This window comes from Novosphingobium humi (assembly GCF_028607105.1).
GTDB lineage: Bacteria > Pseudomonadota > Alphaproteobacteria > Sphingomonadales > Sphingomonadaceae > Novosphingobium > Novosphingobium humi.
In genome coordinates, this window is the sequence record NZ_CP117418.1 from 212,519 (window position 1) to 237,607 (window position 25,089).

At 62.6% G+C, this 25,089-nt stretch carries 24 protein-coding genes; 11 read left to right on the plus strand and 13 right to left on the minus strand.

Annotated features, from left to right (window positions below; genetic code table 11):
- Nucleotides 1-31: 31 nt before the first annotated feature.
- From PQ457_RS17050 to PQ457_RS17060, 3 genes are read right to left on the minus strand one after another with little or no spacing between them, the layout of a single operon-like run.
- Nucleotides 32-1,324, minus strand: a complete 1,293-nt coding sequence (locus tag PQ457_RS17050; protein WP_273620045.1) for an NAD(P)/FAD-dependent oxidoreductase — start codon at nucleotides 1,322-1,324, stop codon at nucleotides 32-34.
- 14 nt (nucleotides 1,325-1,338) lie between these two features.
- Nucleotides 1,339-1,761, minus strand: coding sequence for a Rid family hydrolase (locus tag PQ457_RS17055; protein WP_273620046.1), 423 nt, complete (start codon nucleotides 1,759-1,761; stop codon nucleotides 1,339-1,341).
- 32 nt (nucleotides 1,762-1,793) lie between these two features.
- Complete coding sequence (locus PQ457_RS17060; protein ID WP_273620388.1) at nucleotides 1,794-2,942, minus strand: ornithine cyclodeaminase family protein; 1,149 nt, start codon at nucleotides 2,940-2,942, stop codon at nucleotides 1,794-1,796.
- A 146-nt stretch (nucleotides 2,943-3,088) separates the two neighbouring features.
- Between PQ457_RS17060 and PQ457_RS17065 the strand changes: the two genes are divergently transcribed.
- Nucleotides 3,089-4,156, plus strand: a complete 1,068-nt coding sequence (locus tag PQ457_RS17065; protein ID WP_273620047.1) for an AraC family transcriptional regulator — start codon at nucleotides 3,089-3,091, stop codon at nucleotides 4,154-4,156.
- A 1-nt stretch (nucleotide 4,157) separates the two neighbouring features.
- Here the strand turns inward: PQ457_RS17065 and PQ457_RS17070 are convergent, their stop codons facing one another.
- The 4 genes from PQ457_RS17070 to PQ457_RS17085 all read right to left on the minus strand — a co-directional run bounded on the left by PQ457_RS17070 (nucleotide 4,158) and on the right by PQ457_RS17085 (nucleotide 7,271).
- Nucleotides 4,158-4,520, minus strand: coding sequence for a DUF6152 family protein (locus tag PQ457_RS17070; protein WP_273620048.1), 363 nt, complete (start codon nucleotides 4,518-4,520; stop codon nucleotides 4,158-4,160).
- Nucleotides 4,521-4,548: 28 nt separating this feature from the next.
- Nucleotides 4,549-5,052, minus strand: coding sequence for a DUF6644 family protein (locus tag PQ457_RS17075; RefSeq protein WP_273620049.1), 504 nt, complete (start codon nucleotides 5,050-5,052; stop codon nucleotides 4,549-4,551).
- Nucleotides 5,053-5,104: 52 nt separating this feature from the next.
- The gene (locus tag PQ457_RS17080; protein WP_273620050.1) at nucleotides 5,105-5,569 is read right to left on the minus strand and encodes a DUF6644 family protein; all 465 of its coding nucleotides are present in this window, start codon (nucleotides 5,567-5,569) and stop codon (nucleotides 5,105-5,107) included.
- Nucleotides 5,570-5,723: 154 nt separating this feature from the next.
- Nucleotides 5,724-7,271 carry an alpha/beta hydrolase domain-containing protein gene (locus tag PQ457_RS17085; protein ID WP_273620051.1) on the minus strand — a complete coding sequence of 516 codons (1,548 nt, stop codon included), beginning with the start codon at nucleotides 7,269-7,271 and terminating at the stop codon, nucleotides 5,724-5,726.
- A 198-nt stretch (nucleotides 7,272-7,469) separates the two neighbouring features.
- Here PQ457_RS17085 and PQ457_RS17090 point away from each other — a divergent pair, with 198 nt between their 5' ends.
- Entirely contained in the window at nucleotides 7,470-8,030 is a 561-nt protein-coding gene (locus PQ457_RS17090) for a cytochrome c (RefSeq protein WP_273620052.1), read from the plus strand.
- Nucleotides 8,031-8,073: 43 nt separating this feature from the next.
- Here PQ457_RS17090 and PQ457_RS17095 read toward each other — a convergent pair whose 3' ends face one another.
- From PQ457_RS17095 to PQ457_RS17105, 3 genes are all read right to left on the minus strand, one after another.
- A complete protein-coding gene (locus tag PQ457_RS17095; protein WP_273620053.1) occupies nucleotides 8,074-9,372 on the minus strand; it encodes a DUF4185 domain-containing protein in 1,299 nt (432 codons plus the stop codon).
- Nucleotides 9,373-9,454: 82 nt separating this feature from the next.
- Entirely contained in the window at nucleotides 9,455-10,279 is an 825-nt protein-coding gene (locus tag PQ457_RS17100; RefSeq protein WP_273620054.1) for a hypothetical protein, read from the minus strand.
- 89 nt (nucleotides 10,280-10,368) lie between these two features.
- Nucleotides 10,369-10,740 carry a DUF6152 family protein gene (locus tag PQ457_RS17105; protein ID WP_273620055.1) on the minus strand — a complete coding sequence of 124 codons (372 nt, stop codon included), beginning with the start codon at nucleotides 10,738-10,740 and terminating at the stop codon, nucleotides 10,369-10,371.
- 331 nt (nucleotides 10,741-11,071) lie between these two features.
- Between PQ457_RS17105 and PQ457_RS17110 the strand changes: the two genes are divergently transcribed.
- Together PQ457_RS17110 and PQ457_RS17115 are read left to right on the plus strand one after the other, a co-directional pair.
- Entirely contained in the window at nucleotides 11,072-12,409 is a 1,338-nt protein-coding gene (locus PQ457_RS17110) for a hypothetical protein (RefSeq protein WP_273620056.1), read from the plus strand.
- 86 nt (nucleotides 12,410-12,495) lie between these two features.
- Nucleotides 12,496-13,893: a serine hydrolase domain-containing protein gene (locus PQ457_RS17115; RefSeq protein WP_273620057.1), complete on the plus strand. Its 1,398-nt coding sequence runs from the start codon at nucleotides 12,496-12,498 to the stop codon at nucleotides 13,891-13,893.
- 18 nt (nucleotides 13,894-13,911) lie between these two features.
- Here the strand turns inward: PQ457_RS17115 and PQ457_RS17120 are convergent, their stop codons facing one another.
- Nucleotides 13,912-15,486: a helix-turn-helix domain-containing protein gene (locus PQ457_RS17120; RefSeq protein ID WP_273620058.1), complete on the minus strand. Its 1,575-nt coding sequence runs from the start codon at nucleotides 15,484-15,486 to the stop codon at nucleotides 13,912-13,914.
- Between PQ457_RS17120 and PQ457_RS17125 the strand changes: the two genes are divergently transcribed.
- Together PQ457_RS17125 and PQ457_RS17130 are read left to right on the plus strand one after the other, a co-directional pair.
- Nucleotides 15,455-17,833 carry a TonB-dependent receptor gene (locus tag PQ457_RS17125; RefSeq protein ID WP_273620059.1) on the plus strand — a complete coding sequence of 793 codons (2,379 nt, stop codon included), beginning with the start codon at nucleotides 15,455-15,457 and terminating at the stop codon, nucleotides 17,831-17,833. The two genes, PQ457_RS17120 and PQ457_RS17125, sit on opposite strands and share 32 nt — an antisense overlap.
- A gap of 17 nt (nucleotides 17,834-17,850) precedes the next feature.
- Nucleotides 17,851-18,537: a hypothetical protein gene (locus PQ457_RS17130; protein WP_273620060.1), complete on the plus strand. Its 687-nt coding sequence runs from the start codon at nucleotides 17,851-17,853 to the stop codon at nucleotides 18,535-18,537.
- Nucleotides 18,538-18,592: 55 nt separating this feature from the next.
- Here the strand turns inward: PQ457_RS17130 and PQ457_RS17135 are convergent, their stop codons facing one another.
- Both PQ457_RS17135 and PQ457_RS17140 read right to left on the minus strand, forming a co-directional pair.
- A complete protein-coding gene (locus PQ457_RS17135) occupies nucleotides 18,593-19,396 on the minus strand; it encodes an SDR family NAD(P)-dependent oxidoreductase (protein WP_273620061.1) in 804 nt (267 codons plus the stop codon).
- Entirely contained in the window at nucleotides 19,393-20,220 is an 828-nt protein-coding gene (locus PQ457_RS17140; protein WP_273620062.1) for a 2-keto-4-pentenoate hydratase, read from the minus strand. Before PQ457_RS17140 ends, PQ457_RS17135 begins: the two co-directional genes overlap by 4 nt.
- Before the next feature lie 237 nt (nucleotides 20,221-20,457).
- Between PQ457_RS17140 and PQ457_RS17145 the strand changes: the two genes are divergently transcribed.
- Genes PQ457_RS17145 through PQ457_RS17165 form a run of 5 tightly spaced genes read left to right on the plus strand, consistent with a single transcriptional unit; the run spans nucleotide 20,458 to nucleotide 25,077 of the window.
- Nucleotides 20,458-21,966, plus strand: a complete 1,509-nt coding sequence (locus PQ457_RS17145) for an aldehyde dehydrogenase family protein (protein ID WP_273620063.1) — start codon at nucleotides 20,458-20,460, stop codon at nucleotides 21,964-21,966.
- 41 nt (nucleotides 21,967-22,007) lie between these two features.
- Nucleotides 22,008-23,045 (plus strand): beta propeller repeat protein, encoded by a 1,038-nt coding sequence (locus PQ457_RS17150; protein WP_273620064.1) that lies wholly within the window; start codon nucleotides 22,008-22,010, stop codon nucleotides 23,043-23,045.
- Entirely contained in the window at nucleotides 23,032-23,505 is a 474-nt protein-coding gene (locus tag PQ457_RS17155; protein ID WP_273620065.1) for a VOC family protein, read from the plus strand. The genes PQ457_RS17150 and PQ457_RS17155 overlap by 14 nt, the downstream gene beginning before the upstream one ends.
- A gap of 33 nt (nucleotides 23,506-23,538) precedes the next feature.
- A complete protein-coding gene (locus tag PQ457_RS17160) occupies nucleotides 23,539-24,147 on the plus strand; it encodes an amino acid synthesis family protein (protein ID WP_273620066.1) in 609 nt (202 codons plus the stop codon).
- Between the two features lie 3 nt (nucleotides 24,148-24,150).
- Entirely contained in the window at nucleotides 24,151-25,077 is a 927-nt protein-coding gene (locus tag PQ457_RS17165; protein ID WP_273620067.1) for an alpha/beta fold hydrolase, read from the plus strand.
- Nucleotides 25,078-25,089: the final 12 nt, after the last annotated feature.

Sequence of the window (25,089 nt, forward strand, 5' to 3'; positions counted from 1 at the left end):
GCCCGATGCGGTGCGGCATCGGGCCTTGGGTTCAGAAACGGTCGAGGCGATAGGGATGCGGGTCGATAATGGGCCGCTCGCCCATGGCCAAATCGGCGGCCAATTGTCCGGCCGCAGGCCCTGTGCCAAAGCCATGCCCGGAAAAGCCGGTGGCCAGCGTCAGATTGGGCAGGCGATCCACCGGGCCTATGACGGGCATGGAATCGGGCGTCACGTCGATCATGCCGCCCCATGCCTGCGCCACGCGCGCCTTGGCAAACACCGGCCATGCCGCGATCAGATTGCGCATCGCCTCGTCATTGAGGCCCTGATTGACCGGCGGATCCATGGTGCGCAGCCTTTCGAAAGGCGAGACCCGCGCCGCGTTCCACCGTCGGGGCAGGGCCAGATCGTCGAGAAATTCACGCCCCAGCGAGACGCGCAAATTCTTCCATTGCGCGACGAGCGTGGGCAGATATTTCGTCCCGATCAGCAGATGGTCCAGCGTCAGCGGCGCGAAGAGCGCGCCGCGCTGGGTGATCGTAAAGCCGCCGTCGAGCCTTTTGCGAAACGAAAAATCGGCTCCGCCCACGGCGCTTTCGGTCGGCCCGTCCATGGGTTCGGTGCGCAGCACCGAGGCGACAAGCGGCAAGGTCAGCAGGCGCTGACCATGATTGGCCAGAAAACGACGCGACCATACACCCCCCGCCAACACGACATGCTGGCAACGGATCTCGCCCCGTTCGGTCATCACGCCGCTGACCGCGCCGCCGGTGGTGACCAGCGTGCGCACCGCGCAGTTTTCGACGATAACCGCGCCCTTGGCCATCGCGGCTCTGGCAATCGCGCTGGAGGCCAGTGTCGGTTCGGCGCGGGCATCGGAGGGCGTGGTGATCCCGCCCGCCCATGTGCCTGTGCTGCCGGGAATGAGCCGCGCCACCTCGGCGCCGGTCAGCATCCGGCTGTCCAGCCCCGCGTCGCGGACGCTTTCCAGCCACGCCTCATGCCCGGCCAGTTCTTCCTGCGTGCGGGCGACATAGGTGATCCCGGCCTGACGAAAGCCGCAATCCTCGCCGACGCGCCGGGGCATGTCCTGCCACATCCGCTCGGCCGCGATGGCCATCGGCAGATCGGGCACCGAGCGCATCACCTTGCGCACCCAGCCCAGATTGCGCGAAGATTGTTCACCGGCGAGCCGCCCCTTTTCCAGCACCACCACCGGCACCCCGCGTTCGGCAAGGCTGAGCGCGGTGGAAAGACCGACGATGCCGCCGCCGATCACCACCACCCCGGTTTGCGCCGGATGATCCAGCGAGGTCGAGACCGGCGCGATCTGCGGCGCCATGTTGCGCGCCCCGGTCAAAGCGTGATCTGCATTTCGCGCAAGGGCGCGCGCGACGCTCCGCGCCATGCGGTGACCTCGATCTCCACCTTGTATTCAGGCGAGCCGAGCGGAGGGCTGGTCATGGTCAGGGTGGGGTTGATGCCCCGCATCCTTTGGCCATAGGCGTCCATCACCGGCAGAACGTCCTCGGCAAATTGCACAAAGACGCGCGCGGCCACGACATCTTCGAGACAGGCATCGACGGCCGCCAGCGCCGCGCCGATATTGTCGAGCACCTGATTGGTCTGCTCGGCCAAGTCTGTCGGGATTGCCTTGGTTTGGGGATTGCGCCCGGCCGTATTGGACACAAAGATCAGATTACCCACCGCGACGAGCCGCGAATAGCTGCCATGATCCTCAAATTTGTTGCCGGTTTTGACTTTGATGACTTCGAGCATGACAATCTCGCATGATGAAAGGTTTGGGAAAATTACTTGAGCGCGGGCTGTTCCCACAGGTTCAGCCGCGTACCGATCCCCTGGGCCAGAGCGCGGCGATAGACCTGTGTGCCCCATGCCACGTCCTCGACGGCCATGCCGCCGATCGAAAGCATGATGATGTCGTCATCGCTGGTCCGGCCGGGCGCGGCGCCTGCCACAATGGCGCTCAGATCTTCGAGCGAGGTGGCGGCAAGGCGGCCTTCATCGACCAGATCGAACCAGCGCACGCCGATGGCGGGGATGAAGCGATGGACCGGCTTGGGTATTTCCTCGCGATAGGCTTCATAAAGGCCTGTGAAATCGAGCACCTTGCGGATCTCGGCGCCTTGCATGGCCGCATCGATGTTGCAGGGCGCGGGCATGGAGAGGAACGTGCCGGGCCGCACCCATTCGCGCCGAACCGTGGGATAAAGCGAGGGATCGCCGGTGGGCACCGAGGCGCAGAACGTGGCGATGTCGCTGTCACGCACGGCTTCCTCGTCGCTTTCGACCACGCGGACATGGAGTTGCGGGAAGGTCTGGGCCACCCATGCGCAGAAGGCATCAAGATTGGCCTGTCCGCGCCCCTTGATTTTTACGGTATCCAGGGCCGGGCATGTGGCCATGAAGGCTTCGAGCGAGGTCCGCGCCATCACGCCGGGGCCGACGATGCCGACCATGCGCGAATCCTTGCGGGCCAGATGGCGCGCGCCCACGCCGGGGATCGCCCCCGTGCGATAGGCCGAGAGCAGATTGGCCGACATATAGGCCAGCGGCGCCCCCGTATCGGCATCGTTGAGCACAAAGGTCAGGATCGAGCGCGGCAGGCCCTTGTCGCGATTGTCGATGTTTGACCCATACCATTTCATGCCCGCGGTCTGGAAACGCCCGCCCAGATAGGCCGGCATGGCCATGAACCGACGGTCGGTCGTGGGCTTTGGCATGGTGGCAAAGGGCGAGTTTTCGGGGAAAACGATGATGGCGCCATGCTGGTTGTTGTTGCCGCCCGCCATGCGGTAATCGCCATGGTGCAGCAGCGCGAACATCTCTTCCATCGTGTCGACGCAGGTGGCCATGTCGGTCACGCCCGCGCGGATCATGTCGGCTTCGGAAAGATAGAGGAAGTCGATCCGGGGCAGCTTGGCAGGGGCGGCCTCCATTTCACAGACCATAGGTTCAGACACAGGCACTCCCCCTATTCCGGTTGGTGTAATCACGGACAGCAACTGGCCCAAACAGGCGTGCGCGGTAAATTGCAGGTGGGGATTGACGTTTTGCAGATTCGGCCACATCCCTTCTTTTCATTATGCCCGATGCTTCTCCATCCGAACCCGTCGCGCCTGTGCCAAGAGGCCAACAGGCCACGATCCGCATGCTGTTTCTGGGCGCGTTGTTTTCCGCGCTCGAAGATGTGGGCAAGCGTGTGGACCCCTTGCTGCGCGATTATGGGATGTTTCGCGAACAGCTTGAAACACCTTATGATTTTGTGCCGCTCCATCGCTATGTCTCGCTGCTGGAGGGGGCCGCTCACAAGTTTTCCCGCCCTATGCTGGGGCTGACGATGGGGGCCAAATTCAGCCTGGCGGACCTGGGCCCATTTTATGCTCTGCTGCGCGCGGCCGGGACGCTGCGCGGTGCGTTGGATTATCTGGCGCTGTTTCAATCACGTTTGCAAAGCCGGACTCTGTTTGACAGTCGGCGCGAGGGCGAGACCACGATCTACAGCTATCGCATCGAGGATCCGTCGATCTGGCCGAGGGTGCAGGATGCCGAATTTGCCATTTCCAGCTATGTCGCGCTGATCCGACAGTTGAGTTCGGCGCGCTGGGCCCCGGTGGTGGTTCATTTCGAACATTCCATTGCCGGACGAACCGAGGCCCTGCACCAGTTTTTCCGATCGCCCGTCATCGGCAATCAGGTGGCCAATGCGCTGGTTCTGCGCAATGAGGATCTCGACAGGCCTTTGCCAAGCGCGATCCCTTCCGAAGACCGCAAATTGCGCAACATTCTGGAATGGCATCTTCTCTCGCTGATGGGGCCTGAGGCGACACCGGCGGAGAGTTTTGTGACGCTGACGCGCGACATTATCGGCCGCTGGCTGGGGCGCACGCATGTCGATTGCGCATCGGTGGCCGCCGAGATGAAACTGTCGGAACGCTCGCTGCGGCGGCGGTTGGCCGAGGAGAACACCTCTTTCCGCGACCTTCTGCAGCAGGCCCGGCAGGAACGGGCGCAGACGCTATTGTCCAAAACCGGCATATCGCTGACCGTGGCTGCCGAACAATTGGGCTATGCGGACACGGCTGCTTTTTCCCGCGCTTTCAAGGAATGGACCGGGGTTTCCCCCGGTCGTTTCCTGCGCAAGGATGGCTGATCTACCAGCCGCTCAGCACCTTGCCATTGGCCAGCTTGACCGTTTTGAGCATCCCGCCCGGCTTGCCGTTGCGCAGCGGGTAAAAGACGATGTCGACCTTGTCGCCCGCTTTCAGGGTTTGATAGTTCCAGCCCGCATGGGTCATCAGATTGGGGCTGCTGCATTCCAGCGCATAGGTCGTCTGGCCGGATTGGACCACCACAAAGGCATGCGGGTTGGTCCATGTGAATTTATCGACCAGCATACCGGCCATTTCGACCTGCTTGGTCTGGTCAAACATCGCAAAGGAATGATGCGCGGCGGCAGGCTGGGCGCCGACCATCATGGCGGCAGCAAGCAGGATGGAGGGGGTCTTGTCGGCCATGGGGCGATGTCTCCAATTGTCGATGGGGTCAGAACAGAACGTCGAGCGTGAAGCCGATCCAGCGGCCCAGAAAGATCACCGCCGTCCACAGCAGCAGCGAAAGCACGCCGGCCGCACGCGCCGCAAAGGGCGGGGTGGCATCTTCGTCCCACTGGTCGATCGTGCGCTGGGTTGCGGCATGGAAAATCGCCATGTTGATCCCGGCAGCGGCAATCATCAGCAACTTGAGGCGAAATTCGGTGTTGGCCGCATAGGCCATCGCATTCGAGGCAAACAGCAAGCCGCCCGAGATGATCGCCAGCCCAAAGGCAATCCATGTAAAGGGCAGCAATTCGGTAATCAGCCGGTTTGTGCTGCGCCGATGCGAGGCATAGCCGACCAGCCGCAGATCGACGATCAGAATGGTGCCAAAGACCAGCGTGATGGCCAGCACATGCAGCGATTCCAGCAGCGGAAAGGCATTGACGTTTTCACGAATGGCATTCGAAAGCGGCAGATCGTAAATCTGCTGAAGTGTGTTTTGCAGGGTCATGATGAAGGCTCCCCCCGATTTTGTTGTGCAGGACGTGGGCGGCGCGCGGCCGTCAGGTATAGGCGATGAAGCGGCCGCAAAAGATCACCGCGATCCACACGGCCAGCAGCAGCCATGAGACAGCTTTTGCCGCAGGCGGCGCATCGTCGCGCAACAGCGGGCGGCGCAGCATGACCGTTGCCGCAAAGGCAAAAAGCACCAGCGCCATTTTGGCCCAAAACACCGTATTGCCCAGAGTACGGGCCGGTTCGGCAACGATCAGCATCACCCCGCTGAGCAGCAGCACGACCAACGCCCGCCACAGCCAGGGCAGATAGCGCCGCACCACCTTGCCCGCCGGTTCATCGTTGGCCAAGACCGAGGCAAGGCGCAGTTCAGACACCAGCGCCGAACCGACAACGACCGCGATGGCCAGAATGTGGATGCTTTGCACCGTGGGAATGATCCAGCTCGTCTCGCGAAACGTGCTGGAGATTGGCGTGGCGTAGAGCCAGTCACCAAAGGATTGGACATTCATTGCTCAGGTCTCCCCATTTGGCATTCTTGTATCGTGATGGATGCGGCCTGTTGGCGTAGCGGGCCTTGGGGCGCGGGGGAGGTTTGAAACCGTTGCAATACGGGAACACGGCGAGGTGAAACGGCGAAAGGATGCGGGGGGCGGTGCGGGCGGATCAGCGCAATGGACGCGGGCGATCCCTCTCAAAATCCTCCGGCCTTGCCACGGGCGTCAGATGCGCGGCATCCTCGGGCAGGATGACGCCGGATCGCACTGCATCCCTGGTCGCTGCCGCATAGCGGCGGGCATAGTTGGTATAGGTGCCGTAAAGTTTTCTGAGCCGGGCGGCGGAATAGGGCCGTTTCGAATCATAAACCACGCCGCATCCGGTTTCAAAATCAGTCCAATATTCCGCAGCGGGCACTGTGATCCATGGCGGGCGGATGCCGCCTGCCGGGTTGCCGGTTCGCGTGTCGCGCCAAATGCCGTCGGGTTTGCGCGTCACGCGCGCGGCACGCGGCATGGGCCGGTTGTTTCGCACCCATTGGTCCATCGCGTCCAGCAAGGCCGAAAAAGGCATTTCGGCCGGTTCGTCATAAATGAACTGACAGCGCGGATCGTCGGGCTTGCCGCGCTGGTTGGGCCACGGTTCGATCTCGCCCGTGCCCAGATCGGCGGCGCGCAGATGCGAGGTGCCCATTACCTCATAATAGCGCAGCATCGGCCTGTCGCTGTCGGGGGGCAGGGCGATATGCTCCATCGCATCATGAACAGTTTCGGATTGGCTGTAGATCGTGACAAATGGCACATCGGGCGGCAGGCGCGAGGGCAGACGCAGGGCCGGTCCGGCCACTTCGCCATAGGAGAATTTGCCCGTCATATAGGCATCGATCAGCGGGCGCCCATCGGGCATCCGCCATTGCTGATGCCGCCCCTGATCGAGGTAATCAAACCAGACCTGCGCCTGAACCGCCCAGTTGTTGACATAGATGCGCCGGACATCCAGCCCGGCCGCCGGGCCATCGGCACGATTGGATTTCAGCAACATCGCCAATTCCGCCCCGATCCCCTGCGCCTGAGGCAGGAACGGATCGGGCAGGCCGCCGCGCGTAAATTTTTGCGGATCGTAATAGCTGCCCAGTGGGGCATAGCGGGCATAGTCGAACCGGCGCATGAAATCGAAATTGACGATGGTGCCATATTGGCTCCGGCTCTCGTCGGTGACGCCGGGGGGCGGAGGCGGAAATTTGGGATCCTGGACGGGCGTGTTGATGTTGAGCGTATAGCCGACAAAGGCAAACCCGCGCCGCAGCAGATAGTCTTTCGTCAAGATCCACCCGGCGGCGCGCTCGCCGAACCAACTGAAGGGCTCGATGATGACGGTGCCGTTGAAATGCTTTGGATCGGATGGTTTGCGGATCAGAAACCGTGTGACATAGGGCGTTTGGGCCACAATCTGGCCCTGCGCCGAAATGGCCGGTGCCACGCCGGACAGGTAATATTCCTCCTCGACATAACCGGCGTGTTTCAGATCAGCATATTCCGTGCCCCTGCGCAGCGCCGAGGACAGGGGCAGCGCGCCGCTGTCCGGCACCCGGATGGCGATGGGCATGGGCAGCGTGAAGGGGATCGTCTCCGCCCTTGCCGCCATGGTTCCGGCCAAACACAGAGCGATGCCCCAGCGCCAAAAGAAGCGCGCGAGATGTTTTGAAACGACGTCCATGGCGGCTGCCTTCCTTTCCTGTGATTTTCTCGGCCGATCCGTGCCTTACCGCGTCTGATCGAACCCGTTTCAGGGACCGTAACCCAACCGTTTCATGCGCGGCTCGTTGGCTCATTTGCCCTAGGACGAGGCCTTCAAGACGCCATCAGGGAGAAAACGGTGATGAAGGGTGAAAACAGATTGATTCGGTTTGGGGTGATGGCCTTGCCTGCTGCCTTGATTGTGCTGGCGGTATCGGCGTGCGGCGAGCGCAAGGATGCGGGGCAGGCCCAGCCGAGGGGATCGACGGCGGCCACGCCTTTCCTGCCCGTCGTTTCGGTCAAAGAGTTGATGGATTCGACCGTCGATCCGGCCGCAGACGGCGTGTGGGACGCGGTGGGCACGGTTTCGTCGGCCAAAGGCGTCGATCACCATCAGCCGCGCAATGCCGAGGAATGGCAGGCTGTTCGCCGCCATGCCGTTACGCTGGCCGAGGCGATGAACGCGGTGATGGTTGATGGCCGCCATGCGGCGCCTGCCGGAACCAAGGCGGGGCTGGGCGAGCAGGAACCGGCCCAGATCGATGCCGCGATCAAGGCCAATCCGGCCCAGTTCGATCAGTTCGCCACCGCCACGCGCGATGTGGCGGTCGACATCATCGCCGCGATCGACCGCAAGGATACCGAGGCGCTGATGCGCCTGGGCGGAACGCTGGATGATCGCTGCGAAGCCTGCCACGTGACCTATTGGTATCCCAATTCGCCCCGGCCCAAGACCTGATCCGCAATCGGGGGCGCCCAATGGCCCGGACCACCGGGCGCCTTCATCGCAGGACAAGGTCCACCCGCTGGGCATTGCAAGAAAACCCAGGCATATAACGGCGCAGGAACTGCGTCTCGACCACGGCCTTTTCCGCAAGGCCCTCCACCCCGGCCAAGGCCGCATCCAGCAGTTTCTCGTCCCGCCCGAATGCGCGTATGCCCTTGAGATCCGACCAGACGAGCCAGAAGGAGCGTCCGTCATCCGCGATCCATCCTGGCGCGATCTGCGGGGCATAGGCGCGGGCCTTGCGGTCCCCGCCGGGACACCACGCGGTATCCTCGTGAATCTGGCGCCACGGTCCCCATGGGTTGGGTGCAACCCACAGGCCGAAATAGCTGGGCCGGCCAAATTCCGTTCCGTCGCTCGCCACGCCGATCCCGGCGCTTGCCATCATATAGCACCCCAGCGGCGCGTTATAGACCACACTGGGGAGCCAGCTTTCGACCACAAGATCGCCGGGGAACAGATTGGTATAATTGACCCAGCCCCTTGGAAAACTGTGCACCGGATGCCGCCGGGCAATATCGGCCGACCAGATGGCACGGCCTTGCGCATCATGGCCGGCAAAGAAGCGATAGGCCGAACGCTGCGTGATCGCCTCGGGTCTGACACGAAACAGCACAAGCTGGTTCATCAGCCCATCGGTGCTGCCGTTCAGGCCATAGATGTAGAGCCAACCGTCGGGCGTTGCAGGCTGGCCGCGCATCGGTTGCACTATGCTGAGCAAAGAGAAGGCGCCATTGGCCTCGTTGAAAAAGGTGAAGCTCTCGCGCGATTGCTGGGACCAATCTTCCCAGACCACAGGGGTCGTACCGTCGCGATTGCGCCATGTGCGGCCATTGTCGGCCGACCAGATGAGTTTGGCCCCGCTCCAGCGCTGGGGCCGCTCGGCCGCATTGTCATGCGTGGCGACGAATTGGTAAATGCGTTCGCCCAATTGGATGACGCCGTGTCCGTAATAGCGGGGCGCCTCCGGCGGGCGGGCGGTGCGGTTCAGGTCGGGATAGTGCGGCATCACGGCAAAGCGCGCAGTTTTTGGGCCGCCCTCAATCGTCCACAGGCGGGTGTTGTAAAAAGCCGTGGGCGGATCGGCCCAGCCGGGACCGTCGTTGACCACAACCAGTTGCGTGCCATCGGGCCGCAGCGTCATTTTATAGCCATCGCCAAGGCCGCCCAATCGCAAGACGGTCTGGTCGCGAGGGACGGCGCGGACAATGCGAGGATCGGACCCCCTGGCGATCCCGGTCGGTAACGCCAGAGCCGTCAGCGATTGGGCGAGGAAGTGGCGCCTGCTGGTCATGGCCATATTCCCTTCATGCACATCACAAACCCGGCCCGCCAATGCGGAAGGCCGGGTATGGAGGACGGCAAAATTGCCGATTTCACTTTATTTCATCGGAGGTCTTCATCTCCACCGTGCCATCGGGCTTGACCTTGAGCAGGGGGTCTTCGCGCTCGCAGAAATATTCCATGATTTCATATTGCGGGTTGCGCTTGTAACCATAGGTGAAGCGATAGGGTTTGAGCAGCATCTTGGGGTCCTCGATGGTGATCTGGTCCTCCATCAGTTCAGGCCCCGTGCGGCGGATGCGCTCGGTGATGGTCATGTCGGCGCTGTGCGGGATTTCAAAAAAGCGCACATCCTCCTTGACCCCCCGCGTGGTCAGCACCAGCGTATTGCCTTCCCAGCGGCCGGTCGTCATGCCGTAAAACGAGGGAGTGATGTCGTCCAATTTGGGCTGTGCGCGGTTCAGATAGATACGCCGCGTCTGGGTCAGGAATTCGGCCAGAACCGTGACTCGCCCCGGAGTCTGGAGGATTTCGATCGGGAAAATCGCCCCCATGATCATCGGCATGCCTTCGGGCATGCATTGCGTGCTGGGATCGACCAGCGGCGTGCCGGCCTTCAGGGCGGCATCACGCTTGTCACGCAGCGCTTTCCATTGGGTGGCATAGGGTTCGCGCAGGGTTGGGCCGTCGCCGGGCACCGGCAATTCACGAAAGGTGTTTTCATCGCCCGCGAACGGGTCGGGATAGAGTTCCCAGACGCCGCTGATGTCGCGTGGCGCAACGGCTTTGCTTTTGGCGGCGGTTGCGGCGGAGGGCGCCTTGGCTTTGGCGGCCTTGGCTTGGGCCGGGGCCGCCTGGGCCGTCATCATGATCGTCGTCAGGGCCGCAGCCTGAACAAATGTATTGAAACGCATCATATTCTCCCTGTGCGGCCGTCGTGTTGCGACCACATCGCATCATGATCGCATTCGCCCGCGCCCGCCGGGCGCAGGCAGCCGGACCGAATTCACCAGCCGCTCAGCGTGCGCCCGTCGGCCAGCTTCACCGTCTTGAGCATCCCGCCCGGCTTACCGTTGCGCAGGGGATAGAAGGTGACATCCACCGCATCGCCCGGCTTGAGCGTGTTGAACTTCCAACCCGCCTTGTTCATCATGTTCACGCTGCTGCATTCGAGCGCATAGCTGGTGTTCACGCCGCCGGCATTGACGCTGACCACCACAAAGGAATGCGGGTTGGTGAAGCGGAATTCGGTAACGGTGGCATGGGTTTTGGTGTCGATTTTTGTCTGGTCGAACATGGCAAAGGAATGATGCGCCATCGCCGGCGAGGCGATGCCCAGCCCAAGCAGACCGCCGGCCATGAACATCTTCAGGTTCATCGAAATCATTGCAAAAAGGCTCCTCTCGTACTGGACGGAAGCGGCGGATCGATGCCGCGCCGGGCCGGGTGCCGGACAGGCATCACGGCAGCACGGCGCCTCGGCATCACGTCCATGTGCGTCCTTAGTCCGCAACGCTGGCGAAAATGGGCGCGCGGAGCGACGGGATTACTGTTGCGAAACCGTTACAGCTTCTGCAATTTCTTGTGATATTATGGGTTTGCCCGCTTGGCGTCGCATTGGGCAAGATACGCTTCCGATATTTCAGATTCGAAACAAATGGTATAAATTCATATGAATTGTTGCATTTTGATAGACGGATGATTCCCCCATGTCGAGCGCTCCGCCTGCCCAATTTTCCGCGCCTGAGGCGCATGTGCAGGCCATGGATGAAGCCGTGGCCCGAATGCGTGCGGCGCTGGAGCGGAACAGGTCGGAAAGGCTGCTCGCGCTCTTCGACTATCTGGTGGAACAGGCCGATGAACCAACCGCACCGTCGGAATCCCAGATCGCGGGCGCCGTATTCGTCGATGCTCGCAGTCCCGCCTATCGCCCCGACGCGAATGTGCGGGTCTATGTCCACCGCCTGCGCAAGCTGATCGATGCCGAATTTGCCGATCATCAGGGGCCTTCTCTGCGCCTGCCTGCCGGAACCTATCGGCTGGAACTGGTGGACGATGCCGCCGAAGCAGGGGTTCTGCCTGCGCGCGATGACTTGATCGATGTACGCCCGCGCCTGCGTGCAGGAATGGCGGCATGGTTGCTGGTGCTGCTGTTCGTGATAGGCGCGGCGGCCGGTTTTGTCTGGTGGCAGCATGAGCGGGGCCAAACCTTGGCCACCGCCTCGCCATGGTCGGCGATGGCAGGGAGCAACCGGCCTATCGCGGTGGTGATGGGCGACTATTACTTCTTTACCGAAACGCCTCCCTCCGCCCCGCCCGACCGCCCTTTGCGCGAAATATGGGATCACAATGTGCCCACGCGCGAGGATCTTATCATCGTCCAGATGCTCAATCCCCAGAAAGCCGAAACAGTGAGGGACACGGATCAGCATTATGTATCGGCCGCCACCATGAGTGCCGCCGCTACCATCCGGGCCGCTCTCGTGCGTGACGAGGCATTCCGCAACCGAACCATCCGGTTATATGCCGCTTCGCAACTCACGCCCGATGTGCTGAAAGTTTCGGACATCATCTATGTCGGGCAAATGGGCGGCATCGGAAACCTGCTGCGCGATCCGCTGATCCAGGCATCGCGCTTCCGCCTTGATACGGGGACGGACGCTCTGGTCGATACCGTCGACGGCAAGCGTTATCAGTCGGACGGAATGGAGCTTCATGACGAGCGCATCGCCCGTCGCGATTACGGCTATCTGGCCTGTCTGCCTGGTCCTGCGGGCAACACGGTGCTTTTCATCGCTTCTCTCCATGATCCAGGCTTGAGTGAAATGGCCGAACTGAGCACGGATGCCGCAAGATTGCGCGCTGTGGCGCATGGGCGCATGGGTTGCGGCGGCGGTTTTGAGGCGCTGTTTCAGGTGCGCACATTGGGCAGCGCCCATCTCGGCTCGACCTGGCTGCTGGACCGTCCGGCAAAAGTTCAGGGCATTTGGGATAATTCCGCACCAGCCCCGGAATTCCGCATGGACAATGTTGCCTCGACGCCCTGATGGCTTGGGTCGAACAGGCCGCAACTGGTACAATTCGGGCCGCTTGAGCAATACAAAGTCGCCCTTGGCCGTGGTGTGATGGTCCCATGACGATTTTGCCTTTGAAGACGGCGCTGGCCGCGATGCTCTTGTCGATGGGGCTTGCTCCCTCGATTGTCCGTGCCGATGCCATTGAGGACCGCGTGCGTCAGGAGATGGTGCGCGGCGATGTGCCGGGTGTGGCCGTGGCTATTGTGCGCGATGGAAAACCCTTGCGTATCGAAGGCTTTGGCTTTGCCAATATCGAGCATCAGGTTCCGGTCCATGCCGACACGCTGTTCAAGACGGGCGCCCTGGGCATGCAGTTCACGGCCGCCGGGGTCTTGCTGCTGGCTCAGGAGGGCAAGCTGGATCTGGATGCTTCGGTGCGGCGCTATCTGCCCGAATTGCCTAAAAGCTGGCAACCGGTCAACTTGCGCCGGATGCTGAACCATACGTCGGGTTTACCCGCGACGCCCAATGGCGATTTCCGCGTGGAATATTCCGATGCCCAGATGCTCGACATCATCGCGCATGAAAAACTGAACTTTCCCGCAGGCACCCGCTGGCGCTTCAGCTATGTCGATTATGTGGTGCTGGGTCAGGTTATGGCGCGGGTGACAGGGCAACCCTATGCGCGCTTTCTGGTGGACAGGGTCTTTGCCCCGCTGGGCATGACGCGCGCGCGCGGTATTGATGAAATGGCGATCATTGCCAATCGATCGGCCGGTTATGAACGGCGCGATGGCCATTTGCGCAATGCCGAATGGATTTCGGCGGCCGCCAATTCCACGGCGGATGGTTCGCTCTACCTCTCGGCGCTGGATTATGCGGCATGGGCCGCCGCCATGAACCGACAGAGCCTGTTGGCCCCATCGTCATGGGCGGCGATGGGGCGGCCCGCCCGGCTGGAAAATGGGACGCTCTGCCATTACGGTCTGGGTTGGTACATGGACGACAAGGCATGGTGGCACGGCGGATCGTGGCAGGGGTTCCAGACCTTTGCGATCCGCTATCTCAAGCCGGAATTGACCGTGGTGGTGTTGGCCAATGGCGAGGGGGCCGATGCGGAAGGCCTCGCGCGTGACTTGGCCGGATTGGCCGAGCCTGCGCTGGCAAGGCAAGATGCCGCGCCCATCCCCGACACTGACCCGGCCATGACGGCGCAGGGGGCGGCCCTGCTCGATGCGGTGGCGGCCAATCGTGTGGCGGCCCATGACTTTGCCGACTATGCGGCCCTTGATCTTAAAGAGATGGTGGCGCAATATTCAGGTCTGCTGCAAGGGTTGGGGGCGCGAAAGGATCTGGCGCTTTTTGCGAAAGCCGATCAATGCGGCGAGCCATCGTGGCGCTATCGTGCCCATTATCGCGATCAGGTGATCGAACTGCGGCTGGTCAAGGCGGCCAACGGCCGGATCGGCAATCTGGAAATCGTGCCGGTGAGCCGGTGGGATGCGCCGCTCTGAAACGGCGGGCGGGCGCTCTCAGCGCAATCCGCGCGCGGTGACAAGGCGGCTGTCCATCAGCATGCCATCGCGCGAGTGGAACTCATACAGCGCTTCAAAATGACGTTTGCGCCCGATGCGGGCGGAAATCTGTTCCAGACTTTCCGGATTGGTGGCAATGCTGCCCATCTGGTCGGTGGCAAAATCGCCCATGCCCGCGCTGATCAACAGCCCGCGTCCCGCAGGTCCGGGCAGATTGGCCAGATAGCCGTAATCGGTGCGAACGGCATGCTCATCGGCGAGCGGGGGCGATCCCCGAAATACCTGACCGCTGGCGGGATCGGTGATGGTGTCCGTGGCCGTCAGACGAAACTGCGTTTGCGCGCCGACGGTTGCCGACAGCGGCCCGAGATTGGCAATGCGGCCGACATACACGACATTGCCTGCCGCCAGCATTGCCGGTTTGAGCTTTGAAGCGGCCAGTACGGCGGGGCGGCGACGCGGATTTTCGCTTGCATTGGGCAATGCCTGCAGGATGGTCCATGCCGCCTGCGCGCTGGAGACAGGGGTAAAACGCAGGTCGAAGTCGTAGAGGCGATAAAATTCCTCGGGATGCGTGCGGATATGCTGGCCCAGATCTTCGCGGGATTTGATCGCCGGGTCCAATATCATGCGCTGCACTGCCTTGCGGTCTCCCGTTTCGGCCAGCCCATAGGCATCACCCACCAGAATGAGGGGCTGCGTTCCGGCATCCAGCCCGCGTGACAGCACGCTGGCATTGCGCCTCGCATCCTGTTGCGACGTCGTGGGCCAGACCGCCCAGGCCGCCAAGGCCGCCACGCCCAGCCCGGCCGCTGCGGCCGCCATGGGCCACCAGCGCCGGGCCTGACGTGGCTCAGGAGGCAGGGGCGGGGGTTCCGGCGATGGCGGTATCGACTCTTGGCTGTCGGGCATGGCCAGCGCGATGCGGTATTCGCCCTTGGGAATAATCAGGCGCGGTCCGGTTTCACCGCGATAATGGTCATCAAGCCGCTTGCGCAGGCGGTGAACATAGACACGGACACCGGAATCCGCGCCCGAATCCTGAACGCCATCGGTGCCGAATACGGCCAGCGCGACCTCGATCTCCTTGGGTGCGCGGACATCGCCTGATCGTTCGGCAAGGTAATCGAACAGGCGCAGTTGCAAAACCGAACGGCCCGCAGCAATCGCTTTGCGCATCCGCCCGACTTCGGCGGTGAATAGTTCGGCGTGATCGCGGTGCGTGGGGGAGGCAGGGGACGATTCGCCGGACACTGAAACCTCATTAAGTAAACAATATTGGCCTTTGTAGCATTTCTGTTGCGGAAAGGAAATATGGCGGCAAGGCCGGTCGGCGCGCGCATGGGGCAGGCTCTCTTGGCTCTGGATGCCGGGAATGTAACGGTTTCGCAACTGTAAAACCTTCGTCTTTACAACTGTATTGGCTGCAGCCTGCTTCTGCTCAGCCGTGCGCCGGAGGCGCTGGAAAATAGCGGCGGGACAGATGTTACAGGGAGAAATAACAATGACTTCGACGCAGCGCGCGCACCGTGTTTTACACATGCGCAACGGTCTGTCGGCGGGGCTGGCCATGTCAGCCCTACTGATGGCGTCACCTGCGCTGGCGCAGGATGGGGGTGGGGCGGCATCCGCACGCAACGCCGATGCGCCGCCTCCGGGTGAGATTGTCGTTACCGCCACGCGCAAGGCGCAATCGCTCAGCCGCGTGCCGGCGAGCGTGGTGGCCAAGAGCAGCGTGGAACTGGATACGCAGGGCGTGCGCTCGATCGCCGATATTGCGCAGGTGACGCCCGGCATCACCTTTGGCCAGTCCGCGGTCCTTTACGGCACCGGGCAGACCTCGATCGCGATCCGCGGCATCGATTCCGCCTCCGGCATCCCTACCACCGGTGTTTACATCGATGATACGCCGGTCCAGACCCGCGTAGGCGTCAGCCCGTCGCTCAGCAATCCTTACCCGCAGGTGTTCGATCTTGACCGCGTCGAGGTGCTGCGCGGGCCGCAGGGCACGTTGTTCGGCAGCGGTTCGGTGGGCGGGGCGGTGCGCTTCATCATGCCCAAGCCCAGCTATGACAAGATCTCGATGTATGACCGCGCCGAAGTGGGCACCACGCATAATGGCGCGGCCAGCTATGAAGGCGGCGTTGCGCTGGGCGCGCCCATCGTCACCGACAAGATCGGCTTTCGCGTGAGCGCATGGACCCGACATGACGGCGGCTATATCGACCGTCTGGATCGGACCACCAAACAGGTCACGCAAAAGGACATCAACAGTTCGGACACGGTGTCGCTGCGTCTGGCGGTGGGTGCGCGGGCCACGGACCGGCTGACGATCACCCCGTCGATCTTCTATCAGTATCAGAACATTGCCGATGGTTCGCGCTTTGAAGTGGCGGCCTCGGATCTGGCCCATGCCGATCAGCGGTTGAGCCTGAATACAAGGCCCGAGCGGCACCGCGACGATTTCTATCTGCCCGCACTCAAGGTCGAGCTGGATCTGGGCAGTGCCACGCTGGTTTCCGACACGTCCTATTTCCACCGCACCACGCGAACGCAGAGTGATGACGCCACGCTGAGCCTGACGCTGTTTGGCGGCGTGGTCGGCACCATCCCAAGCCAGTTCCAGTACTATGCGCCGGGCACGCAAAGCCATACGATCCAGAAATCCTTTACGCAGGAACTGCGCCTGCAGAACAACAATGCCAACGACCGATTCAACTGGATCGTCGGCCTGTTTTATCAGCGCTCCTTTGTGCAGGACCAATATGCGGGCAGTGATCCGCAATTGCTGGATGTCGTGAATTACGCTCAGGCCCAGAACGGCAATCCGCCCTACACCTCATTGATGGATGCCTATGGGGTCGATCTCTATCAGGGCCAGTTCAGCGTGTTTCAGCGCAACACCCACCGCGATCAGCAATTTGCCGCCTATGCGCAGGCCGATTATGAAGTGGTGCCCCGGCTGAAGCTGACGCTTGGCGGGCGCTACACGATTGCCAAATATCAGTTTGAAGGTTTCACCGCCGGGCCGCTCTACACAACGCCTGGGCGCACCGACAGTCTGGGCATCACCAGCCGTACCTTTACGCCACGCCTGGGCGTGACGTTTCAGGCCGATCCGCGCAACATGTTCTATGTCAGCGCCGCCAAGGGCGTGCGTGGACCCGGCGTTTCGCCGCCCGTGGGCCTGACTTGCACCAGCGATGCCGCGGCCATCGGCTTTGATCCGCTCGCCTCGCTCAATGTCAAGCCGGACTCGATCTGGAGCTATGAGGCGGGCAGCAAAAACCGTCTGTTTGGCGGCAAGCTGGCCATGGATGCCTCGATCTATCATATTGACTGGAACAATGTGCAGACGCTCTTGGCGCTGCCGACCTGTTCGATCTATGCCGCGCTCAATCTCGGCTCGGCCAAGGTTGACGGGTTCGATCTGGCCGTGACCTTGCGGCCCATGCGATCGCTCACGCTGGGCGCCTCGGTGGCCTATACCAATGCGCGCTATACCTCGGCCATTCCGGGGCCGAACGGCAGTACCATCCGCAAGGCGGGAGAGCCCTTTGCCGTGGCGCCGTGGTCGCTCCAGCTCAATGGTGAATTCACTCAGCCCATCGGCGGCATCGAAGGCTATGCCCGTGCCGACTTCTCGTACAACAGCCACAACGGCAGGCCGGTCGACGTCAATTCGCCGCTGGTCGATCCGGCCTTGCCGCGCCCGCCCGCCACATCGCAGCTTGACCTGCGCGTCGGCGGTCGGATCAAGGCGGACTGGGCGGATCTTGATCTCAGCCTCTATGCCAACAACGTGACGGACAGCCAGCCCATCCTGGCGCTTTATCACGATTCCCCGATTTCGACCTGGTATCGCGCGGGCAGTTTCCGCCCCCGCACCATCGGTCTTACCCTGACGGCGCGCAAGTGAGGCGCGCTTTGTTTGTCATGGTCAGCGCTCTTGCAGCGCTGACCAGCACCCCGGTTTGGGCGGAGCCTGATTTTTCAGGGGTCTGGAACCGCTATCCGGCCTATCCCGACACGTTTTCAGGGCTGCCCGACCCGCCCGAACTGCAAGTGGTGGAGCCGCCTTTGCGCGAGCCATATCTGACGCAGTGGCGGGCCATGCAAAAGCGCCGCGCCGATGCCGATGCTGCGGGCACGCCTTTGCCAACCCCCAGTTCGCAATGCCTGCCCGAGGGGGTTCCCGGCATAATGGGCGCGCATTACGCCTTGCAGATCCTGCAAAATCCCGCGCTCAAGCAGGTGACGGTGCTGGGTGAGTTTATGTCACAGATCCGGCGCATCTATCTTGATGAGCCGCTGCCCCCGATCAAAGAGATCAATCCGGGCTATTTCGGGCGGTCGACCGGCCATTGGGTGGGTGAGGCGCTGGAGGTGGAAACGGCCGGTGTGCGCGAGGACGTGCAATATGCCGACATCCCGCATTCGGCCGACATGCTGGTGCGCGAGAGATTGCATTTGCGGCCAGACGGCATTTTGGCCGACTTTGTGACGATTACCGATCCGCAATACCTGACCCGTCCCTACACTTTCACCTTCCTCTACAAGCGCGAGCCGAAAGACTATCGCATTGAGGAATATGTCTGCGAACAAGTAAAACCGGGCCAATAAAAAGGAGCCAGATCCCGGCATCCGGGTCTGGCTCCTTTATGTACCATGCGGTGGATTACAGGAAAACCGCGCGCGACAGGCCGCCGTCGACGGCAATCGATTCCCCGGTGATCCCGCTGCCCAGTTCGCTGGCCAGGAACACGATGGGATCGGCCACTTCATGCACTTCGAGCATGCGCCTGAGCGCGGCGGGGGCACCCGCCTCGCGCTCGACAATCGCTTCGAAGGTCGTGCCTTCCTCGGCGGCCATTGCGTTGAACCACTGCTCGATATGCTCGGTGCGGGTAACGCCGGGATGGATGATGTTGACGGTGATGCCGTCACGGCCCAATTCATCCGACAGCGTCTTGGTAAAATGCACCAGCGCCGCGTTGCGCATCCCGCTCAACGCCTCGGTGCAGCGCGCCGTCAGGCCGCCGACATTGACGATACGGCCCCATCCGGCCTTGCGCATATGGGGGGCACAAGCCTTGGCGGTGCGGAAATAGCCCATCAGTTTGGTGTTGAGGTCGAGCAGCAGCGCGTCCTCATCGGCCTCCTCGATGGCGTTGCGGACCAGACCGCCGGGCGCCGCCGCGCAATTGACCAGAATATGCACCCCGCCGAAATGCGCGACCGTGGCATCGATCAGAGCCTGCACCGCCGCCATGCTGGTCGTGTCGGCGGGAATGGCCAGAACCTCGCCGCCGGTTTCCTCGCGCAATTGCGCGGCGGCCGCCTCCAGTGTGGCCTTGGTGCGCGCGGCGATCACGACCTTGGCGCCAGCGGCCGCAAGTTTACGCGCCGTTTCCTTGCCGATGCCCACGCCGCCGCCTGTGATGATGGCCACCTTTCCGGCCACGCCCAATTCCAATGTCATGCTTTGCTCCTCGTCTTATCCTTGGCAAAGGTGGTCGTAACCGTGCCTGTTATTGTCCTGTCCGGCGTGCCGAAATGCGCGGTCACGCCTTTGTCCGTTGTAATTTGTGTGATCCCGGTCATGCTGCCGCAAGCGATGATCTGGTTTTGCCGCAGGCTTTCGCCTCGTCGCCCCAGCCATGCCGCCAACCAGCCCAGCGCCAGCAAGGGATGGCCCATCACGGCGCTCGCGGCGCCATAGACCGGCTCTGCTCCTTCCGGCTGAAGCACCACGGTGCCTTCCGCCAGCCCTTCGTGCCAGCCTTCGGCCAGCATGTCGCCCGTCACGATGGCGTGGAGCAGGCCATTGTCGGCCACGATGCCCGCTGGGGAGAGATCATCATCGGCAAAACGGCTCGAACAGATTTCCAGACCCAGCCAGACCCGATCAATCGCCTCGGCCATGGTTGACGGCGAGGGCGGGTCGGTCATGACGGGCAGATCAGCGCCGATGCGGACCAGCAATTCGGCCTCGGCATAAACGGGCCGGTCGGTGGGGGGCGCGATCACGGGCGCGGCAAGGTCGGACGCCGCGATAAGGCCCACCAGCGGGCCGTCCAGCCCCATCGCTTCCTGCGCACGCGAACTGGTCGCGGCCAGCTTGTAGCCCGCCAGCGGCACGTCGCGCAGGGCAAAGGCGGCCTGCTGCACATGATAGGCCTGATCCAGCGTCAGCACGGCGGCAATCCTGCCCTCGACATGGCCCAGTGCGTCGCCGGTTGCGCGCGCATGGGCCAGCGATTGCGCCAGCAAGGCATCCGGGCCTGTCCAAGGAGCCTGTGTCATGAAGATTCCTCCCCATTGATTTCCTGTTGAAGGCAATCATGCCGAGATTGTCTCGTTATAGCAACAGAAAATGGAAAAACTTTTTGATTGTTTCCTTTTTGATGTGACGCTATCCCTAACTCGACTCGGAAAAGGCCGAGCCTTGGCGGCGCATGCTTTTGCGACGCACCACAGGAATTTTTGCCGTTCGGGCGCTGGAAAGCGGCGCTGCGCGGACGGGAATTGGGGAGAAATTCGATGGCCTTGGTGGAAAATGCCTATGACGTGGCGCAGCGTCTGACCCGGGACATGGCGGGCAAGGTGCAGGGCCTGCTGATCGACGGCCAGCGGGTTCCCGCGCTCTCGGGCGAAAGCTTTGCCACGATCAACCCGGCCACCGGCGAGGAAATCGCCCAAGTGGCGCGCGGCGGGGCGGCTGATATTGACCGCGCCGTGGCGGCGGCCCGGCGCGCGTTCGAAAATCCGGCATGGCGCCGGATGAATGCCAATGACCGCTCGCTGCTGCTCTATCGTCTCGCCGATCTGATCGAGCAGCATGCCGATGAGCTGGCCGTGCTGGAATGTCTCGACAATGGCAAGCCGTGGCTGTTCACCAAGGCGGTCGAGATCGAGGGCTCGATCAAGACGTTCCGCTATTTCGCGGGCTGGCCCACCAAGTTCGGCGGCGAAACGCTGCCCGTCTCGCCCCGCAGCGGCGCGCGCATTCTCAATTACACGACGCGCGAGCCGGTGGGCGTGGCGGGGCTGATCGTGCCCTGGAACTATCCGATGTCGATGGCGGCATGGAAGATCGCTCCGGCTGTCGCGGCAGGCTGCTGCGTCATCCTCAAGCCTGCCGAGCAGACCCCGCTCACCGCGCTGCGCCTTGGCGAACTGGCGCTGGAGGCGGGCTTTCCGGCGGGCGTCATCAATGTCGTGCCCGGTTTTGGCGAAGCGGGTGCGGCGCTGGTCGAACATCCCGGCGTGGACAAGGTGGCCTTCACCGGATCGACGGCCGTTGGCAAGGCCATCGTGCGCGGCAGCGCGGGCAATCTCAAGAAAGTCAGCCTCGAACTGGGCGGAAAGTCGCCCCAGATCGTGATGGCGGACGCCGATCTGGATGCGGCCGCGGCCAGCATCGCAGCGGGCATCTTCTTCAATCAGGGCCAGACCTGCACCGCCGGTTCGCGCCTTTATGCCCATGCCAGCGTGGCTGATGAATTGCTGGAGCGCATTGCCGCCCATGCCGCCGCGCAAAAGATCGGCAACGGTCTGGACGATGCCACCACCTTTGGCCCGCTGATCTCGCAGGAGCAGTGGGATGTGGTGAACGGCTATGTCAACATTGGCCGGGAGGAAGGCGCGCAGGTTCTGGCGGGCGGGCGCCGTCCGGCGGAGCAGGGCAAGGGCTTCTTTTTTGAGCCCACCATTCTGGCCTCGGCCGGGCCGGACATGCGCGTGGTGCGCGAGGAAATCTTCGGCCCCGTGCTTTCCGCGCTGACCTGGACCGATCCCGAAGAACTGGTCCGTCAGGCCAATGACAGCGAATTCGGCCTGTCGGCGGGCATCTGGACCAATGACATCAAGACTGCGCACCGCATGGCCGAGGCCGTCAAGGCCGGAACGGTCTGGATCAATTGCTTCAACATGGTCGATCCGGCCAGCCCCTTCGGCGGGTTCAAGCAATCGGGCTGGGGCCGCGAACATGGCCGCGCCGCGATGGAACTCTACAGCGAGACAAAGAGCGTGTGGGTCAATCTCAGCTGAGATTTTTGCGCCGACAGCCAACAGATAGTGGAAGAGCGAAAATGCAAAAGACGCTTTTGGTATCGACCGACGGACAGGCGATCATGCGCAGCCATGACGGCGGCACGAACTGGTACCGCATCAACGTGGGCCAGGATCTGGAATATGACGACTGCGTGCGCTGCCTGCTGGTGGACCCTCGCCAGAACGGGGCGATCTGGGCGGGCAGCGAGCGTGGCCTGTTCCGCAGCGAGGATTGCGGGGCGCATTGGCATCAGGTCGATTGTGCGCTCAACGGTTTTGCGGTTTGGAAACTGGCCGTTTCGGAAAGCAACCCGGATTACATGTATGCCGGAACCGGATCGCCCACCCGCGCCGCCTTTTTCCGCAGCACCGACGGTGGCAAGACGTGGCAGCAGACTGATCTCTTGATGCCCGAACGCTGCGCCGGGGTCAGTCGCCCGCGGATGCTGGCGCTGGCGGTCAATCCGCGCGATCCGCTCGATGTCTGGGTCGGCGTGGAAGAGGGCGGCCTGTTCCGCACCCTTGACGGCGGCGACACATGGGCACGGCTGGATGAGGAATGGCCCCATCACGCGGGCAATTCCGACATTCACGACATCGTGATCCTGCCCGCTCCGGCCGATCAGCAGGACATTGTTCTGGTTCTGGTGGTCAATGCGCTTTACCGCTCGACCGACGGCGGGCAGACATGGACCCGGATGCACGCCCGTGAAACATGGGGCCTGCGCTATGCCCGCGTGCTGCTGCGCAAACCGGGCAGCGACCGCGAACTGGCGATCGGCATTGGCGACGGCACGCCGGGCAATACGGCGGCGGTGCTGGTGTCCGCGGATGCGGGGGCCACATGGGCGCCGGGCAAGCTCGATTATCAGCCCAATTCCTGCCTCTGGGCCTTTGGCGCCAATCCGGCTTTGCCCGACCTGATGATGGCGGGCACCAAATTCGGGCATCTCTTCATCAGCGAGGACAGCGGGCGCAACTGGGTAAAACAGCGGCGCGAGTTCAGCGAAATTACCGGTATGACCTGGGTGCCCGGCGTGCCGTCGGATATGGAGTTGCCCCATGAAACCCATTAATGTGAAGCGGATCGCCCATATCGTCCTTTACGTGAAAGACCCGGACGCCTCGGCCCTGTGGTATAACAAGGTTCTGGGCACCGAAGTTTCCGCCCGCGTTCAGGACGGTCCGTACAAGGGCGGCATATTCCTGACCTTTGGCGACAGCGACCACGACATCGCGCTGTTTCCCGCGCAGGAAGGCGCCACCACGGGCAGGGAATTTGAGCATATCGGCCTGCAACTGGTCAGCCGCACGATGGATGACCTGCGCCGCGCCTATGGCCATTTGCTGGCCAATGAGGTGCGGATTGCCGAGATCCTCGACCATGGCGTTTCGGTGGGCATCTATTTCTATGACCCCGACGGCCACATGCTCGAAGTGTTTCACCAGTTGACCGACCATGCCGACGGCAAGGCCATCGCCCAATTGCATGACAATGGCGGTCAGGCCGACCCCACCCAACTCGATCCGCTCTGAGTGCGGATGATATCCTGAATCCGGAGAGAATTGATGAATACGCACACCCCCAATTTCGGTCCCTTTCACATTCGCAAGTGGTATGGCTTTGTGGATGAAACACTGGCCGGTGAAACCGGCGCCCCGGCCGATGGCGAACCGATCTACAAGTATGTCATCGCCGCGGCCATTCACTGCCCCTATGCCGGACAGTATGTTCAGGACCTGACCGGCTGGATCGATGCCTCGCCCGCGCTGGGTGTGGAAATCGGTCGCCGTCTCAATGCATTGAGCGGCGGCAAGGCGATCGAGAGTTATGGCAAGGCCATTCTGGTGGGCACCGATTGCGAGTATGAACACGGCAATGCGCTGCTGACCAATCCGGCGGCCAATCCGGTGCGCGATGCGGTGGGCGGCGGCAAGAGCTGGGTGCCCTCGACCGGCAAGCGCGGCGTGCCCGGAACCATCGTGGACATTCCGCTGGCGCATAAGGATGCCCTTTATGTCCGTTCGCATTATGACACGATCAGCGTGAGCTTTAACGACGGGCCGAACCGCGATGAAGTGATCCTGATCTGGGCCTTTGCCACGCGCGGCCGCCTCAACGCCCGTCTGGGCGGACTGAAGGCCAGCGAGGTCAAGGGCGAAGACGGGTTGGTGTAAGCCATGGCTGATGCGCAAGACCTGATGGCCGACAACAGGCCGCCTGAGGAGCCGGTCGGCCTTGAGGATGAGCGGGTTTCGTTCATCGAGGCCAATGGCCTGCGTCTGCGCGTGCGGGAATGGGGGCGGGCTGATGCGCCCGCCCTTGTCGCCCTGCATGGGCTGCGCGGTTTTTCCGGCACATGGCGGGCGCTGGCCGCATCGCTGGGCGCGGGCTGGCGCGTGATCGCGCTGGATCAACGCGGGCGCGGCGAAAGCGATTGGGATGCGCAGGCCAATTATTACACCGACGCCTATCTGGCCGATCTGGAGGCGCTGGTCGATGGATTGGGGCTGGGGCGTTTTGTGCTGCTGGGTCATTCGATGGGGGGAACCACGTCCTATGTCTATGCGGCCAAGCATCCGCAGCGGCTCAATGCCCTGATTATCGAGGATATCGCGCCCGGCTCCTCAATCAGCGGGGCGGGGGCCGAGCGGATCAAGGCCGAAATGGCCGCCCTTCCGCTCAGCTTTGCCGATTGGCGCGAGGCGCGGGCCTATTGGCGCCGCACCCGCCCCAGCGTCAGCCTTGCCGCGCTGGAGCAGCGCCTGTGGGAGAGCCTGCGCGAGACGCCTGATGGGCAAGTGGGCTGGCGCTATGATGCCGCCGGGATCAGCGCCACGCGGCTTGATCCCGATCCGGCACGGGTGGTCGATCTCTGGCCGGTGGTGGAAAGCCTGCGCGTGCCGACATGCGTGATCCGGGGGGCGAAATCGGATTTCTGCCCGCTCGCCACGGTGCGGGACATGGAGCGGCGCAATCCGCGCATCAGCCATGTCAGCGTCGAGGGCGCAAGCCATTACGTGCATGACGACAGGGTGGATCAGTTCAACGGTCTGGTGGCCGGATTTCTGGCCGGCGTGGCATCCGCGCGGGCAACGGGCGAATAAGCCAAATATTGG

Coding starts and splice junctions, on each gene's coding strand:
- PQ457_RS17050 (WP_273620045.1), bottom strand. CDS start 1,324: ATGGCGCCGCAGATCGCGCCGGTCTCGACCTCGCTGGATCATCCGGCG.
- PQ457_RS17055 (WP_273620046.1), bottom strand. CDS start 1,761: ATGCTCGAAGTCATCAAAGTCAAAACCGGCAACAAATTTGAGGATCAT.
- PQ457_RS17060 (WP_273620388.1), bottom strand. CDS start 2,942: ATGGAGGCCGCCCCTGCCAAGCTGCCCCGGATCGACTTCCTCTATCTT.
- PQ457_RS17065 (WP_273620047.1), top strand. CDS start 3,089: ATGCCCGATGCTTCTCCATCCGAACCCGTCGCGCCTGTGCCAAGAGGC.
- PQ457_RS17070 (WP_273620048.1), bottom strand. CDS start 4,520: ATGGCCGACAAGACCCCCTCCATCCTGCTTGCTGCCGCCATGATGGTC.
- PQ457_RS17075 (WP_273620049.1), bottom strand. CDS start 5,052: ATGACCCTGCAAAACACACTTCAGCAGATTTACGATCTGCCGCTTTCG.
- PQ457_RS17080 (WP_273620050.1), bottom strand. CDS start 5,569: ATGAATGTCCAATCCTTTGGTGACTGGCTCTACGCCACGCCAATCTCC.
- PQ457_RS17085 (WP_273620051.1), bottom strand. CDS start 7,271: ATGGACGTCGTTTCAAAACATCTCGCGCGCTTCTTTTGGCGCTGGGGC.
- PQ457_RS17090 (WP_273620052.1), top strand. CDS start 7,470: ATGGCCTTGCCTGCTGCCTTGATTGTGCTGGCGGTATCGGCGTGCGGC.
- PQ457_RS17095 (WP_273620053.1), bottom strand. CDS start 9,372: ATGACCAGCAGGCGCCACTTCCTCGCCCAATCGCTGACGGCTCTGGCG.
- PQ457_RS17100 (WP_273620054.1), bottom strand. CDS start 10,279: ATGATGCGTTTCAATACATTTGTTCAGGCTGCGGCCCTGACGACGATC.
- PQ457_RS17105 (WP_273620055.1), bottom strand. CDS start 10,740: ATGAACCTGAAGATGTTCATGGCCGGCGGTCTGCTTGGGCTGGGCATC.
- PQ457_RS17110 (WP_273620056.1), top strand. CDS start 11,072: ATGTCGAGCGCTCCGCCTGCCCAATTTTCCGCGCCTGAGGCGCATGTG.
- PQ457_RS17115 (WP_273620057.1), top strand. CDS start 12,496: ATGACGATTTTGCCTTTGAAGACGGCGCTGGCCGCGATGCTCTTGTCG.
- PQ457_RS17125 (WP_273620059.1), top strand. CDS start 15,455: ATGCGCAACGGTCTGTCGGCGGGGCTGGCCATGTCAGCCCTACTGATG.
- PQ457_RS17120 (WP_273620058.1), bottom strand. CDS start 15,486: ATGGCCAGCCCCGCCGACAGACCGTTGCGCATGTGTAAAACACGGTGC.
- PQ457_RS17130 (WP_273620060.1), top strand. CDS start 17,851: ATGGTCAGCGCTCTTGCAGCGCTGACCAGCACCCCGGTTTGGGCGGAG.
- PQ457_RS17135 (WP_273620061.1), bottom strand. CDS start 19,396: ATGACATTGGAATTGGGCGTGGCCGGAAAGGTGGCCATCATCACAGGC.
- PQ457_RS17140 (WP_273620062.1), bottom strand. CDS start 20,220: ATGACACAGGCTCCTTGGACAGGCCCGGATGCCTTGCTGGCGCAATCG.
- PQ457_RS17145 (WP_273620063.1), top strand. CDS start 20,458: ATGGCCTTGGTGGAAAATGCCTATGACGTGGCGCAGCGTCTGACCCGG.
- PQ457_RS17150 (WP_273620064.1), top strand. CDS start 22,008: ATGCAAAAGACGCTTTTGGTATCGACCGACGGACAGGCGATCATGCGC.
- PQ457_RS17155 (WP_273620065.1), top strand. CDS start 23,032: ATGAAACCCATTAATGTGAAGCGGATCGCCCATATCGTCCTTTACGTG.
- PQ457_RS17160 (WP_273620066.1), top strand. CDS start 23,539: ATGAATACGCACACCCCCAATTTCGGTCCCTTTCACATTCGCAAGTGG.
- PQ457_RS17165 (WP_273620067.1), top strand. CDS start 24,151: ATGGCTGATGCGCAAGACCTGATGGCCGACAACAGGCCGCCTGAGGAG.